The following is a 12,702-nucleotide window of genomic DNA, read 5'->3' as shown; positions in this document are numbered from 1 at the left end:
ACCGCCGGAGGGCACCCGCCCGAGCGGGTACCCTCCGGCGGCAGGCCACCCGGTCAGGACCCGGAGAACGCCCGCACCAGCTGGTCGGCCGCGTTGCGGTACACCGCCAGGAGATCCAGGTCCTGCCCCGGGTAGTTGACGATGTCCAGCTGCTCGGCGCCGGAGCCGGGCAGCACGGTGCCGGTCGACATGGCCTCGTTCTCCAGGACGAACTGCGGCTTCTTCGCCGACAGCTCGGCCAACTGCGCCGGGGTGACCGCATCCGGGCCGTAGGTGCCGGCCGGCTGGAGCCCGGCCAGCTCCGCCGCCCAGGTGGTGAACGTCTGGGCGACGACGACCGGGGCCTGGCCGGTGCCCCAGGCGGCCTTCACCTGCTGCGCGAGCGTGTCGTACTGGGCGGTGAAGGCGCTGTTCCACCGTGCGGCGGCCTGCTCGGTGCCGAAGACCTTGCCGAGCTTGGTGACCTCGGCCGCCGTCGCGGCGCGTCGCTCGTCCAGGTTGACCTCGACCGGCTCGGCCTTGGAGCCGGCGGCCTCCTTGACGCGGCCCGCGAACGGCTCGAACGAGGCGTAGAGCACAAAGTCCGCGCCCGCGACGGCAGTCAGGTCGGAGGGCTTCAACTCGTAGTCGGGGGCGTGCTTCACGGTGGCGGGGACGAGGACCTTGACGTCCTCGGCCCCGGCAGCCTTGGCCAACGCGGCCTCCCAGGTCGTGGTCGCCACGACCACCGGCCCGCCGGTCCGCGCGCTCGCGGCGCTCGCGGCGGGCCCGGCGGCGGTCGTGCCGGTGGAACCGCCGCACGCGGTGAGCAGGAGCAGGCCCGCACTCAGTGCGACGAGGGGGCGGGCAGGGACGCGGTTGCGCGCCATGGGGTGATTCTCCGTTCGGGTATCAGATGGGCTGCGAGGGCGACCGCCCCCGCAGCGAGGACCAGCACCGGGCCAGGGGGGAGGTCCCAGGCGAGCGAGATCAGGAATCCGGCCAGGTTCACCACCACACCGATACCGACCGCCCACGCGGCGATCGAACCCAGCGAGCGGCCGAGCCGGCGGGCAGCCAGCGCGGGCAGCAGGGTGAGGGCGTCCACCAGCAGCGCACCGGTGAGCCGGATGGCCGCGCCGACGGCGACCGCCACCAGGACCAGCAGCGCAACGGTCATCCACTGCACCCGCACGCCGGAGCAGATCGCCAGCTCCCGGTCGTGCAGCAGCAGCGCCAGTTCACGGCGCCGCCACAGCAGGAGCGCCGGAACCGCCACCGCCAGCACGCCCAGCACCGCCAGATCGGCGGGGCGCACCGCCAGGATCGAGCCCCAGAGCAGGCCGAACGCGCCGTTCGCATTGACACCGGACACCGACAGCACCAGCAGAGCGGCGGCGATCGCCAGGCTCATCAGCAGGCCCATCGCCCCCGACAGCCCGTCCGGCGTCCGGGCGAGCGGGGCCACGCCCGCACCGGCCAGCGCGCACGCCGTGATCGCGCACAGGGCGGGGTCCTGGCCCAGGATGATGCCGACCGCGATACCCAGCAGCGCGACATGCATCATCGCGAACCGCACCGGCATGATGTCCAGGCCGACGATCACCACACCCACCAGCGGCAGTCCCAGGGACGCGAGCAGCAGACCCGCCCCCGCGCGCTGCACCGGCACCAGCTGCAGCAGCGCACCGATCTGTCCGAGCGCGTTCACGAGACCTCCCGCAGCCGGCCGGCCGCCATCTCCAGGACGCGGTCACAGCGCGAGGCCAGCGCCCGGTCGTGCGTCACCACCAGCAAGGTCACGGGCAGCGTGGTGAGCAGTTCGGCGGCCTCCTCCTGTCCGGCGAAGTCCAGCGCGGCGGTGGGCTCGTCGGCGAGCAGCACACCCGCGCCCGCCGCCACGCAGCCCACCGCCCGCGCCAGATGCATCCGCTGCAACTGGCCTCCCGACAGGGCACTGAGCGGCCGGTCGGCAAGGGCGCCCACGCCGAGCCGGTCGGCCGCAGCGCCCGCCTCGGCCACCGCGCCGCTGCTGGCCAGCAGCTCCCGGGCCAGCAGCGGGAAGCGTCCGGCGGCCGGCCGCTGGGGGATCCACGCGCAGGCCCGGCGACGCCAGGCCCACTCGGAGGCGGTACGGGTGCCGCGCCCGCCCACCAGCAGCTCGCCGGCGACCTGGCGGTGCAGGCCGAGCACCGCGCGCAGCAGTGTCGTCTTGCCCGAGCCATTGGTACCGGTCAACGCGATCCGCTCCCCGGGCACCACGTCGAGGTCGACCCCCTGGACGGCCTCCACCCGGCCGTGGCGGCACACCACCCCACGCAGCCGCACGTCCAACCCGGCCGGTGCCTGCCTCCGCCGGGCCGCGACGGCGCCCGGCTGCTCCCTACTGAGTTCCACGGGACGTTAGTCGGAGAGCGGCGCCGATGAGTTCCCGGTGACTTCGCGACGGTCGGCAAGGACCCGGGCCGCCCCCGGTACGGCGGCGATCTCCACCCGCTCCGTACCTCCCAGCCCCGCGCCGGACGCGCCATCCAGGACGCGGCCGAGCAGCCCGGCCAAGCCTGCCGGAGCGAGGCACGGCCGGGTGCCCGGCTCCGTCGCTGCCACGTCGGAGCAGTCGGAGCCGGACCCCGGGGGTTCCCACCGTGTCGGACGCCCTCAGGCCGCACAGTCCGCGACCGTACGGCCCTGCTCAGGGGCCGCCTCCCGTCGCTGCTCGTCCGGCAGCCGCTGCTCCTCCGGCAGCCGCTCCGCGTCGGCGAGCAGCCCGATCAGGACCGTCCGGGCCCGGAAGACCCGGGAGCGCACCGTGCCGATCGGGCAGCCCGCTGCCTGGGCCGCCTCCTCGTACGGCAGCCCGAGCATCGTCGTCATGACGAATGCCTCCCGCCGTTCGGCGGGCAGCGTCGCCAGCAGGTCCGCGAGTGCCACGCCCTCCTCGAAGCCCGGCAGGTCGCAGTTCTGCGCCCCTTCGGCCACCGCCTGCCAGTCGTCGGTGTCCAGCAGCCGGGGCCGGGCGGCCGCGAAACGGAAGCGGTCCGCCACGGTGCGGCGCGCGATCGACAGCAGCCAGGTCCGTGCGGACGAGCGGCCCTCGAAGCGGGGCAGGCCGCGCAGCGCCCGCAGGTAGGTGTCCTGGGTCAGATCGTCAGCGGCCTGGGGTTCGGCGCTCAGGTACGCCACGTACCTCCACACGTCGTGCCGGGTGGAGCGTACGAACATCTCCACCGCGATCGGGTCGCCGTCACGGGCGGCGAGCGCCCAGGCGGTGACCGTCGCATCGTCGTACGGCGGCCGGCACGGGGCGGAACGCGGGCGCGGCAGGGCAGGGGTCATCGCCGGAAGTCCTTCTCGGGAAAGGTGAAAGCGGCAGGCGGCCGCAGGACCGTGCCGGGATCGCCACCGCACCACCGCACCCGTGCGGGCGTGGCGTCGGCGGGGGCGACCCCGGGAGCGAGCCGTCGGACGGGAGAGCCGTCAGACGGCGACGGCCCCGGCGGGCGGGCCCCGAGAAGTGATGGCGTGGACGAGCAGCAGTTGCCGAAGTCGGCGCGCGTCGTGGGCGCGCCGCGGCCTCAGCGGCGGCCGGTGCGGCGGGCAGACCGGACGCAGCAGCAGCAACACCGGGGCGAACAGCCGCGCGGCCACCGCACGGCCGAGGCGGAACACCGCCTGCTCGCCCGCTGACAGCCACAGCCCCGTCAGCAGCGCGGCCACCAGGTGAGCGGTCAGCATGCCCACCGCCCCGCCACCGTGATGCGCCGACATGGGCAGCGTGACCACGGCCTGGTGTGCATGGCCGCGCATCTCCATGCCCGGCATGTCCGCCATCTCGCCGGTCATACCGCCGTCGGCGGCCTGCCCCAGCGAGAACAGGGCGTGCAGCGCGGTCTGGGTGCCGACCGTCATGGCGGTCACCAGCAGCGGCCCGCGTTCTCGCTCGGCGAGCCACCACGCGGCGGCCCCTGCGGCAGCGAACGCGACGGCAACGGACCACCAGGGAACGGCCGTGCCGGACATCAGCACGTGGCCCAGGGACGCGAGCAGCACGCAGACGGCCGCGAACACCGCAGCCCGTCCCCCGCGCATACCCCGTCCCACGTCCATGGCCGGCTTATCGTCCCAGCCGCCGTGAGCCGGGCATAGGGTCAGGTCGGCCAAAACGGCGCACGCTTTCAGGCCCACTCACCATGTGATGCGCATCACAGCGAAGGTGCGGAACTGGAAGCCGACCCCAGCCGACCCCTGCCAGGGCGGCCCGCTTGAGTTTCATGCCGTCGGTGCCGGCTGCTGCTCCCGCTGCCAGTCGCGGACCGCGATCACCGCCGCCCGATGGGCGAGGGCGCCACCGAAGCAGAGGGTCCGACCCGCACCGCCACCCAGCTCCAGCCGCAGGCCATCCTGCGGCAGCACTTCCCCGCCACCCGGAACACCGCCCTCGACCACCCCTGGTCCGGCGTGCTCGGCGTGCCGCGCGTGCACGAGCACTCCGGCCTGGCCCGCACCTCCGCCATCGCACGCGTCGCCCATGTCATCAGCGGGCGCTGAACGGAGCCGATCCACCATGGACACCAGCACTGCCCCCAGCTGCATCCCCGACGCCTCGACCGTCGAGCTGCCCCCGCCCAGCCCAAGCCCACCAGCCTCGACAGCCAGTCGGAGACGGCCCTCACCGGCTGGGAGCCGGCCTACGGTCGGCTGGAGGTCGGCATCTGGGAGTGCGACCCCGGCCGCTTCACCGCCGTCCGCGACGGCCAGGCCGTGGCCCGGCCGGCCCCAGGCCCTCCGGCTCAGCCGGCGCCGTCCGAAGCCGCCGACGCGGCTCGGGCGAGCAGCCCGTCGACGAACGCACGGACTCCCTGCGGGTAGGTGTCCCGTACGGACAGTGCGCGCCATCGATCGCTGACGGCAGCCAGGTGCGGCACCTGGGACGCGTCGAAGCTGGTGCGGAACACGGGGAGCTTCTCGCCGTTCTGCCGCCGGGCGGTGTGGGCGCGGACGAGGATCTCGCCGACGGTGTAGTACCAGATGCTGCGGAAGACGTCGACGGATTGTTCGGGTGTGCACCCGTGGTCGTCGGCTCCGGCGACGATGGCCTCGACCATCCAGAGCGCCGATTCGTCGAGGAGGCCGACGAAACCGTCGGTGGTGAGGACCTCGGCGGCCCATGGCCAGGCCGCGAGCGCGTCGTGCATCGCGGTGGCGGCGGCGACGATGCGCTCCCGTGGGTCACCGGGGAGTCGAGGGCGCTCCAGCTGGCTGATGTGGTGTTCGAGCAGCTGGATCAGCAGGTCCTCCTTGTCCCGGATGTGGTGGTACAGGGTCGTCGCCCCGATGCCGATCTCCGCGGCCAGCCGGCGGATGGTCAGCTTCTCCCAGCCGTCCCGGTCGATGAGTCGGCGGGCTGCCGTCAGGATCTCCGCGCGGGAGGTCACGGGCGGGCGGCCGGTGCGGCCCTGAGATGCGGGGGGTCGGGGCATGGCCCCATCATGCCGTCCCGCCCTACTCGGCCGCGCACACGAGCCGCAGGTCGTACGTCCACCCGCCTTCCAGTCGCCAAACCGACGCGGGGTGCGCCCCCTCCGGTTCACAGCGGCCGCTCCGGATGCTACTTTCGGAACATGTTCCTAAAGTTAGTGGCACTGGCAGCACAGCGACGAGGACGGGGTCTGCGATGACGAACAATTCCGGCGTTTCGGGTGTACGGCCAGGGCTCACGCTCGCTGTGGTCGCCGTCGTGCAGTTCATGGTGTCGCTGGACATCTCGGTTGTGAACGTGGGGCTTCCGCAGATCGCCACCGGCCTGGGCTTCAGCGCCGTGGGCCTGACCTGGGTGATCCACGCCTACGCCCTCACCTTCGGCGGGCTGCTCCTGCTGGGCGGCAAGGCCGCCGACCGCTACGGCCGCAAACGGGTCCTGCTGCTCGGGCTCGGCCTGTTCGGCCTGGCCTCCCTCGGCGGCGGCCTCGCCCAGGCGCCCGGCCAGCTCGTCGCCGCCCGGACCCTGCAGGGCATCGGGGCCGCCGCACTGGCCCCGGCCGCGCTGGCACTGCTGACCGCGACCTTCCCCGCGGGCAGGGCCCGCGTCCGGGCCTTCGGGGTGTGGAGCGCGACCAACGCCGCCGGAGGTGCCTTCGGCGTCGTGATCGGCGGTGTGCTCACGCAGTACGCGAGCTGGCGCTGGGTCATGCTGGTGAACGTGCCGATGGCCGCCTGCGCGCTGGCCCTGGCCTGGCGCGGTGTCGCCGCCACCCCACCGGCCGCTCGGGCCGGCCGTCCGGACGTGCTCGGTGCCGTCCTGGCCACGGCGGGCATGACACTGCTGGTGTTCGGCGTCGTCCGCACCGACCAGTACGGGTGGACCTCCACCGTCACCCTGACGACCCTGGCGGTCGCCGTCGCGCTCCTGGCCGCCTTCCTCCACGTCGAACGGACCACCGCCCGCGAACCGCTGATCCGGCTCGGCCTGTTCGCCAACCGCTCGGTCGCCGGCGCCAACACGTACAACCTCCTGGTCGGCGCGGCCATGACCCCGGGCTTCTACTTCGTCTCCCTCTACCTCCAGGAGATCCTCGGCAAGGGGCCCGCGCTGACCGGGGTCATGTTCCTGCCGTTCACCTTCGGACTGATCGCCGGCTCGGTGGCCGCCGTCAAACTCGGCTACCGCCTCCCTCCCCGCACCCTGCTGATCGTCGGAGGGCTGCTCACCGCGATCGGGCTCGCCTGGTTCGGTCTGATCAGCACGGACGGCGCCTTCGCCACCGATGTCCTCGGTCCCTCGATCGTCGCCGGCGTCGGCTTCGGGCTCTGCCTCGGACCGGTCGTCTCCATCGCTACCGCCGGCGTCGCGCCCCAGGAGGTCGGAACCGCCTCCGGCCTGCTCAACAGCTCACGCCAGATCGGCGCCTCACTCGGCCTCGCCGCCCTCGGCACCGCGGCCCAGCACCGCACCGGCCGCACCCCCACCCTCGACGCCCTCGACGACGGATACGCGCTCGGCCTGACCCTCGGCGCCGCGCTCCTGGTCGCCGCCGTCCTCGTCGCCGTCACCGTCCTGCGGCGGACCAGCCCGCCGGAACGGGCCGCGCAGACGGGGGACCGCGACCTGCTCGCCGCCCACGACTGACCTCCGACCGTACGGGCCGGCCCCGGCAGCCGGGGCCGGCCCGGAACGGGAGCCCTCGGGGCCGCTGCGCCTACCGGGTTCCCGAACAGAAAAACCCGTGGCGCCATGGCCACCCGCCGTATATCCGGATGCCGGGTGGCGGGCCGTCAACTACCCTCCGGCCCATGACCTGGCTGCCTGCTGATTTCGTCCATCCCGTCCGCGTGGCACTCCCCGACGGCCACCACCTGCGCCCGATCACCGGCGCGGACACCGCGCTCGACTACCCGGCCGTGATGGGCTCGCGGCAACGTCTGTGGTCCATCTACGGTGAGGCATGGGGCTGGCCGCCGGCCACCATGACGTATGAGCAGGACCGGGAAGACCTGGTGCGGCACGAGGTCGAGATCGCGGCCCATGAGTCCTTCAACTACGCGCTGTTCGACGACGCGGGTACGGCCCTGCTCGGCTGCGTCTACATCGACCCGCCGGAGAAGGCCGGCGCTGATGCCGAGATCTCCTGGTGGGTGGTGGACGACCAGGTCGGCACCGCACTCCAGCAGGCGCTGGACGCGCTCGTCCCGCAGTGGATCGCTGAGGCATGGCCCTTCGAACGTCCGAGGTACGTCGGACGCGACCTCTCCTGGCAGGACTGGCTGGCCCTGCCGGATCTCGACTGACCCGGCTGGTCCGTCGAACTCCGCCCGTCGTCGGCCCGAGCACCGGCGCGGCCGTGGCGCACTCGGGCTGATGCACCCCCCGGCACTCCGGCGTACCCTCTTCCCCGTGCCAGTCCCACCCCTGCGGCAGGTCGCCGTGCTCGTGCTCGAAGGAGCGAAGCCCCTCGATGTCGGTATTCCCGCGCAGGTGTTCACCACCCGGGCGAGCATGCCGTACGAGGTGCGGGTGTGCGGCGCGGCCGCCGGTCTGGTGACCGGCGGCGACGGCCTGTCGTACTACGTCGCCCACGGCCTCGACGCACTTGAGCGGGCCGACCTCGTCTTCGTCCCCGGCTACCGGCACCCGGACCGTGACGACCCCCCGCCGTCCGTCGTCGATGCGCTGATCGCCGCCCACGACCGGGGCGCGCGGCTCGCCGCCATCTCGACGGGCGCCTTCGCGCTCGCTGCCACGGGCCTGCTCGACGGCAAGCGCGCCACGACGCACTGGCACTACACCCGGGCACTCGCGGTGAAGCGTCCCCTCGTCCGGGTCGACGAGAACGTCCTGTTCGTCGACGAGGGCAGCATGCTGACCTCGGCCGGCGCCGCCTCGGGCATCGACCTGTGCCTGCACATCCTGCGCGGCGATCTCGGGGTGTCCGCGTCCAACCACGCGGCCCGGCGCCTGGTCGCGGCCCCCTACCGCAGCGGCGGCCAGGCGCAGTACGTACCGCGCAGTGTGCCCGAGCCGCTCGGTGAGCGGTTCGCCACCACCCGGGAGTGGGCACTGCACCGGCTCGGTGATCCCCTCACCCTCGATGTGCTCGCCCGGCATGCGGGAGTGTCGCCGCGCACGTTCTCGCGGCGCTTCGTCGAGGACACGGGGTACACGCCGATGCAGTGGATCATGCGCGCCCGGCTCGACGTGGCCCGTGAGCTGCTCGAACGTTCGCAGCGGGGCATCGAGCAGATCGCCGCGGACGTGGGTCTCGGCACCGGTGCGAATCTGCGGCTGCACTTCCAGCGCATCCTCGGCACCACGCCCAGCGAGTACCGGCGGACCTTCGCCCGGGGTGAGTAGCCCGCCACCACCGCATGGCGCGATCCTTGCGGACCATGGCACTCACGCCGCTGTCACCGGCGGATACCGCGCGAAATCCTGAGGGCGAACCGAGCAAAGGACACCACTCATGACTCGCATCGCCATCAACGGATTCGGTCGCATCGGACGCAATGTGCTGCGCGCACTGCTCGAACGCGACAGCGACCTGGAGGTCGTCGCCGTCAACGACCTCACGGAGCCCGCCACCCTCGCGCGGCTGCTCGCCTACGACACGACGGCGGGCCGGCTCGGCCGCCCGGTGACCGCCGACGGGGACGCCCTCGTCGTCGACGGCCGCCGCATCACCGTACTCGCCGAGCGCGAGCCGGCGCAGCTGCCGTGGGCCGAGCTCGGCGTGGACATCGTGCTTGAGGCGACCGGCCGCTTCACCTCGGCTACGGCCGCCCGCGCCCACATCGACGCGGGCGCGAAGAGGGTGCTCGTCAGTGCGCCGTCGGACGGCGCCGATGTCACACTCGCGTTCGGGGTCAACACCGACGCGTACGACCCGGCGGCGCACACGATCGTCTCGAACGCCTCCTGCACGACCAACGCGCTCGCGCCGCTGGCCGCAGTGCTCGACGATCTCGCCGGCATCGAGCACGGCTTCATGACGACGGTGCACGCCTACACGCAGGAGCAGAACCTCCAGGACGGTCCGCACCGCGACGCCCGCCGGGCCCGCGCGGCCGCCGTCAACATCGTGCCGACCACGACGGGCGCTGCCAAGGCGATCGGCCTTGTGCTGCCGCAGCTCGACGGCAGGCTGTCGGGCGACTCGATCCGGGTGCCGGTTCCGGTGGGATCGATCGTCGAACTCAACACGACCGTCGCCCGCGATGTGACGCGCGAGGACGTGCTGGCGGCGTACCGCGCAGCGGCGGAGGGTCCGCTCGCCGGCGTACTCGAGTACTCGGACGACCCGCTCGTGTCGGCCGACATCACGGGCAACCCGGCGTCGTCGATCTTCGACTCGGCTCTCACCCGGGTGGACGGCCGCCATGTCAAGGTGGTCGCCTGGTACGACAACGAGTGGGGCTTCTCGAACCGCGTGATCGATACGCTCGAACTGCTCGCCGCCGGCTGACCGGAGACCGGGAGGCCGCACGGCCCGGTACCTCCGCGGTGAGCGCTCCAGCCGGCCCGGCCGGGCCGACCGGAGCGCTCAGCCGGTTGCCTCCCGGCCAGGCCGGCCGCCGGTGGGCGGTCCGAGAGCGGTGGCCGGGGTGCCCGGGTCAGGCGACGCCGTCCTCCCACCACCAGGACTGCGAGCCGTACGGGTACTCGATCCGGCTGTCGACGTGCTGCCATGACACCGTGTAGGTCTCCAGGCCGGAGAAGCCGCAGGTCTCGGCGATCCGGTACACGCTGAGCGTGGAGAGCCCCGACACGGCCACGTCCGCCGCGACGCCGTAGGTGTGCATGCTGTTGGAGGCGCCGCCCACCTGGGCGTTGTAGGAGGTGCTGCGGAAGCCGGAGTTGATGGTGGCGGGGCGGTCCCCGGCCTTCTTGCGCAGGGCCTCCAGCTTGTACATCAGCCGCCGCACGTTCTCCTTGACCTGCGCGGAGCCCACCTTGCCCCCGGTGAACCCGGCGCCGTCGTGCGAGGTGAACTCGTTCCAGCCGAAGTGCGTCGTCGATCCGTCCGCGGCCTCCAGGCCGTTGAGCACCTGCTGGGTCTGCGGTCCCGCGATCCCGTCCGAGGCCAGCCCGTAGGCCGACTGGAACCGCTTGACCGCCGCCGCCGTGCCCGCCCCGAACGCGCCGTCCACGGCCACATAGGTCTGCTGCGCGCCGGCCGCCGCCCAGCCCGCGACGCGGATCTGCAACTCGGTGACGTCCGAGCCGCTGGCGCCCTGCTGGAGCGTGCGGGACCACCCGTACGCCGACGCCCGGCCCGCCAGCCCGACGTTCAGGACGGCCGCGCCGCCCAGCGCCGCCGCCAGACCGACCGCGCCTCTGACGAGGGTGCGCCGGCTCATGTTCCTTCCCGGGTTGTGCTCTGCGTTCATGACTGATCCTCTCCTTGAGCTTGCGGGGGACGGTCAGGAGACGAGTGCCTGCCAGGTCGCGGGGCCGACGACTCCGTCGACCGCCAGTGCGTGGGAGGTCTGGAAGGAGCGCACCGCGCTGCCGGTGCCCGAGCCGAAGGCACCGTCGACCGCCAGTGACGCGCCATGCGCATTGAGCTCTGCCTGTACGGCGGAGACCGCCGCGCCGGTGCTGCCCTGCTGCACGGTGACCAGGAGTGCCTGCCAGGTCGCGGGGCCGACGACTCCGTCGACCGCCAGTGCGTGGGAGGTCTGGAAGGAGCGCACCGCGCTGCCGGTGCCCGAGCCGAAGGCACCGTCGACCGCCAGTGACGCGCCATGCGCATTGAGCAGGTACTGCACGGTGCTCACCTGCCGACCGCTCTGCCCCTGCTGCACGGTGGGCCACCCCGCGCTGGGCGGCGGTGTGCCGCCGTTGCCGAGGGCCAGGGCCTGGAGGTCGGCGAGGGTGCCGTTGAAGCTGTCCTGGTCGCCGGGGAAGACCCCGGAGTCGGCGTACTGCCAGAAGGTCTGCGCCGACCAGCCGGCGGGCAGGGTGCCCGGACTGCCGGCGTAGCGGGCGAGCCACAGCGGATTGGTCGCGCCGAAGCTTGCGGTGTTGCCCGTGCAGGTGGTCCACCAGTCGGTGGTGGTGTAGATCACCGGGTAGCGCCCGGTCTTGGCCCGTACCTCGTCGCTGAAGGCGCGGACCCAGGACACCATGGCGCTCTGGCTGAGGCCGTAGCAGGTGGCGCCGTAGGGGTTGTACTCGATGTCGAGGGCGGGCGGCAGCGTCTTGCCGTCGGCGGACCAGCCGCCGCCGTGCGCGACGAACCAGTCCGCCTGGGCGGTGCCGCCGGAGTTGTCCGGCAGGGCGAAGTGGTAGGCGCCCCGGATCAGTCCGGCGTTGTACGCGCCGGTGTACTGCCCGCTGTAGGAGGGGCTGGTGTAGGTGGTGCCCTCGGTCGCCTTGACGTACGCGAAGGCGGCACCGTTGTTCCTGACCGCCGTCCAGTTCACATTGCCCTGGTAGTTGCTCACATCCAGGCCGGCCAGCGAGCCGGCGGCGGCTGGGGTGGCGGCGGCTGGGGTGGCTGCGGCTGGGGTGGCTGCGGGCCGGGCGGATACGCCGCTCCCGCCCTGACGTTGCAGGCCCGATCCGGCGTGGTCGGCATCGGGGTGGGTCATCGTCGGCGGGGCGCCCCGGTCCGCCACGGATTGCGCGGTGGCGGCGCCGGGCAGCGAGAGGAGGAGGGCGAGCGAGGTGGTCAGGAGTCCGGCCGCCTGGGCGAGTGTTCGGCGGCGGGCAGTCCTGCCGGCTGTGGGCATGGCTGTCCTTAAGGGTGTCGGACGGTGAGAGCCATGGCGTCTTGTAGCGTCCATGACAGTTGAGATGCTAGGGGTGCGGACGGCGGCACGGGAAGACGGATCAGGCCCTTTCCGGGCCGAGCCACAGATCGACCGGCCCGGTTGCGCCTCTGTTGCACCGCCCGTCGCTTCCCGTTACTCCAGCGCGGCCGGAAGCGGCCCCCGGGCCGAGCCGGGCGGATGCCGTCACCTCGAGCGCACCGTGCGCACCCCCGGCGAGGACAGCTCAAGGCATCGCTGCGGATGAACAACGGCAGCGGCGCGAAGGACACCACGCTCGGCGGCGGCCGCACCCGACTGGAACGACAACCCCCGGCCGTACGTCTGGGCCAGGACCGCCGACCAGACCCTCGAGTCACTTGCCGCCTACTGCCGACGGATCAGAGACTCGGGACACCAGCACCGCCAGCCCAGGCGGGGGCCCGGGGACCGCGTGGTCCCCGGGCCCCCGGAGTG

Annotated in this window: 13 protein-coding genes; 5 read left to right on the top strand and 8 right to left on the bottom strand. The window is 73.0% G+C overall.

Features of this window, described 5'->3' with window-relative positions; genetic code table 11:
• Nucleotides 1-53 precede the first annotated feature (53 nt).
• From ACIQGZ_RS20630 to ACIQGZ_RS20610, 5 genes are all read right to left on the bottom strand, one after another.
• A complete protein-coding gene (locus tag ACIQGZ_RS20630; protein WP_402603596.1) occupies nt 54-869 on the bottom strand; it encodes a metal ABC transporter solute-binding protein, Zn/Mn family in 816 nt (271 codons plus the stop codon).
• A complete protein-coding gene (locus tag ACIQGZ_RS20625) occupies nt 827-1,690 on the bottom strand; it encodes a metal ABC transporter permease (RefSeq protein ID WP_402603595.1) in 864 nt (287 codons plus the stop codon). The genes ACIQGZ_RS20630 and ACIQGZ_RS20625 overlap by 43 nt, the downstream gene beginning before the upstream one ends.
• Complete coding sequence (locus ACIQGZ_RS20620; RefSeq protein ID WP_402603653.1) at nt 1,687-2,292, bottom strand: ATP-binding cassette domain-containing protein; 606 nt, start codon at nt 2,290-2,292, stop codon at nt 1,687-1,689. The genes ACIQGZ_RS20625 and ACIQGZ_RS20620 overlap by 4 nt, the downstream gene beginning before the upstream one ends.
• A gap of 345 nt (nt 2,293-2,637) precedes the next feature.
• Nucleotides 2,638-3,315: a sigma-70 family RNA polymerase sigma factor gene (locus ACIQGZ_RS20615; protein WP_402603593.1), complete on the bottom strand. Its 678-nt coding sequence runs from the start codon at nt 3,313-3,315 to the stop codon at nt 2,638-2,640.
• Between the two features lie 141 nt (nt 3,316-3,456).
• Nucleotides 3,457-4,047 (bottom strand): hypothetical protein, encoded by a 591-nt coding sequence (locus ACIQGZ_RS20610; RefSeq protein WP_402603592.1) that lies wholly within the window; start codon nt 4,045-4,047, stop codon nt 3,457-3,459.
• Between the two features lie 264 nt (nt 4,048-4,311).
• Here ACIQGZ_RS20610 and ACIQGZ_RS20605 point away from each other — a divergent pair, with 264 nt between their 5' ends.
• Nucleotides 4,312-4,527, top strand: coding sequence for a hypothetical protein (locus ACIQGZ_RS20605; RefSeq protein WP_402603590.1), 216 nt, complete (start codon nt 4,312-4,314; stop codon nt 4,525-4,527).
• Between the two features lie 242 nt (nt 4,528-4,769).
• On the opposite strand, the gene ACIQGZ_RS20600 is transcribed toward ACIQGZ_RS20605, so the two are convergent.
• Entirely contained in the window at nt 4,770-5,459 is a 690-nt protein-coding gene (locus tag ACIQGZ_RS20600; RefSeq protein ID WP_402603589.1) for a TetR/AcrR family transcriptional regulator, read from the bottom strand.
• Between the two features lie 194 nt (nt 5,460-5,653).
• On the opposite strand from ACIQGZ_RS20600, the gene ACIQGZ_RS20595 reads away from it, so the two are divergent.
• The 4 genes from ACIQGZ_RS20595 to gap all read left to right on the top strand — a co-directional run bounded on the left by ACIQGZ_RS20595 (nt 5,654) and on the right by gap (nt 9,935).
• Entirely contained in the window at nt 5,654-7,105 is a 1,452-nt protein-coding gene (locus ACIQGZ_RS20595) for an MFS transporter (RefSeq protein ID WP_402603588.1), read from the top strand.
• A 164-nt stretch (nt 7,106-7,269) separates the two neighbouring features.
• Nucleotides 7,270-7,764 carry an N-acetyltransferase gene (locus ACIQGZ_RS20590; RefSeq protein WP_402603587.1) on the top strand — a complete coding sequence of 165 codons (495 nt, stop codon included), beginning with the start codon at nt 7,270-7,272 and terminating at the stop codon, nt 7,762-7,764.
• Between the two features lie 106 nt (nt 7,765-7,870).
• Nucleotides 7,871-8,827: a GlxA family transcriptional regulator gene (locus ACIQGZ_RS20585; RefSeq protein WP_402603586.1), complete on the top strand. Its 957-nt coding sequence runs from the start codon at nt 7,871-7,873 to the stop codon at nt 8,825-8,827.
• A gap of 109 nt (nt 8,828-8,936) precedes the next feature.
• On the top strand, nt 8,937-9,935 hold the full coding sequence (gene gap, locus ACIQGZ_RS20580) for a type I glyceraldehyde-3-phosphate dehydrogenase (protein ID WP_402603585.1): 999 nt from the start codon (nt 8,937-8,939) through the stop codon (nt 9,933-9,935).
• 148 nt (nt 9,936-10,083) lie between these two features.
• On the opposite strand, the gene ACIQGZ_RS20575 is transcribed toward gap, so the two are convergent.
• Together ACIQGZ_RS20575 and ACIQGZ_RS20570 are read right to left on the bottom strand one after the other, a co-directional pair.
• The gene (locus ACIQGZ_RS20575) at nt 10,084-10,860 is read right to left on the bottom strand and encodes a D-Ala-D-Ala carboxypeptidase family metallohydrolase (protein WP_402603583.1); all 777 of its coding nucleotides are present in this window, start codon (nt 10,858-10,860) and stop codon (nt 10,084-10,086) included.
• A 33-nt stretch (nt 10,861-10,893) separates the two neighbouring features.
• Nucleotides 10,894-12,207, bottom strand: coding sequence for a GH25 family lysozyme (locus ACIQGZ_RS20570; RefSeq protein ID WP_402603582.1), 1,314 nt, complete (start codon nt 12,205-12,207; stop codon nt 10,894-10,896).
• Nucleotides 12,208-12,702 lie beyond the last annotated feature (495 nt).

This window comes from Streptomyces sp. NPDC092296 (assembly GCF_044755465.1).
Lineage (GTDB): Bacteria > Actinomycetota > Actinomycetes > Streptomycetales > Streptomycetaceae > Peterkaempfera.
The sequence above is the reverse complement of the archived record's forward strand: the minus strand, read 5'-3'. Positions and strand labels throughout refer to the sequence as shown.

What these genes read in the sequence shown, in the direction of transcription:
- ACIQGZ_RS20630 (WP_402603596.1), bottom strand. Translation starts at nt 869, where the DNA reads ATGGCGCGCAACCGCGTCCCTGCCCGCCCCCTCGTCGCACTGAGTGCG.
- ACIQGZ_RS20615 (WP_402603593.1), bottom strand. Translation starts at nt 3,315, where the DNA reads ATGACCCCTGCCCTGCCGCGCCCGCGTTCCGCCCCGTGCCGGCCGCCG.
- ACIQGZ_RS20605 (WP_402603590.1), top strand. Translation starts at nt 4,312, where the DNA reads ATGGGCGAGGGCGCCACCGAAGCAGAGGGTCCGACCCGCACCGCCACC.
- ACIQGZ_RS20600 (WP_402603589.1), bottom strand. Translation starts at nt 5,459, where the DNA reads ATGCCCCGACCCCCCGCATCTCAGGGCCGCACCGGCCGCCCGCCCGTG.
- ACIQGZ_RS20595 (WP_402603588.1), top strand. Translation starts at nt 5,654, where the DNA reads ATGACGAACAATTCCGGCGTTTCGGGTGTACGGCCAGGGCTCACGCTC.
- ACIQGZ_RS20590 (WP_402603587.1), top strand. Translation starts at nt 7,270, where the DNA reads ATGACCTGGCTGCCTGCTGATTTCGTCCATCCCGTCCGCGTGGCACTC.
- gap (WP_402603585.1), top strand. Translation starts at nt 8,937, where the DNA reads ATGACTCGCATCGCCATCAACGGATTCGGTCGCATCGGACGCAATGTG.
- ACIQGZ_RS20575 (WP_402603583.1), bottom strand. Translation starts at nt 10,860, where the DNA reads ATGAACGCAGAGCACAACCCGGGAAGGAACATGAGCCGGCGCACCCTC.
- ACIQGZ_RS20570 (WP_402603582.1), bottom strand. Translation starts at nt 12,207, where the DNA reads ATGCCCACAGCCGGCAGGACTGCCCGCCGCCGAACACTCGCCCAGGCG.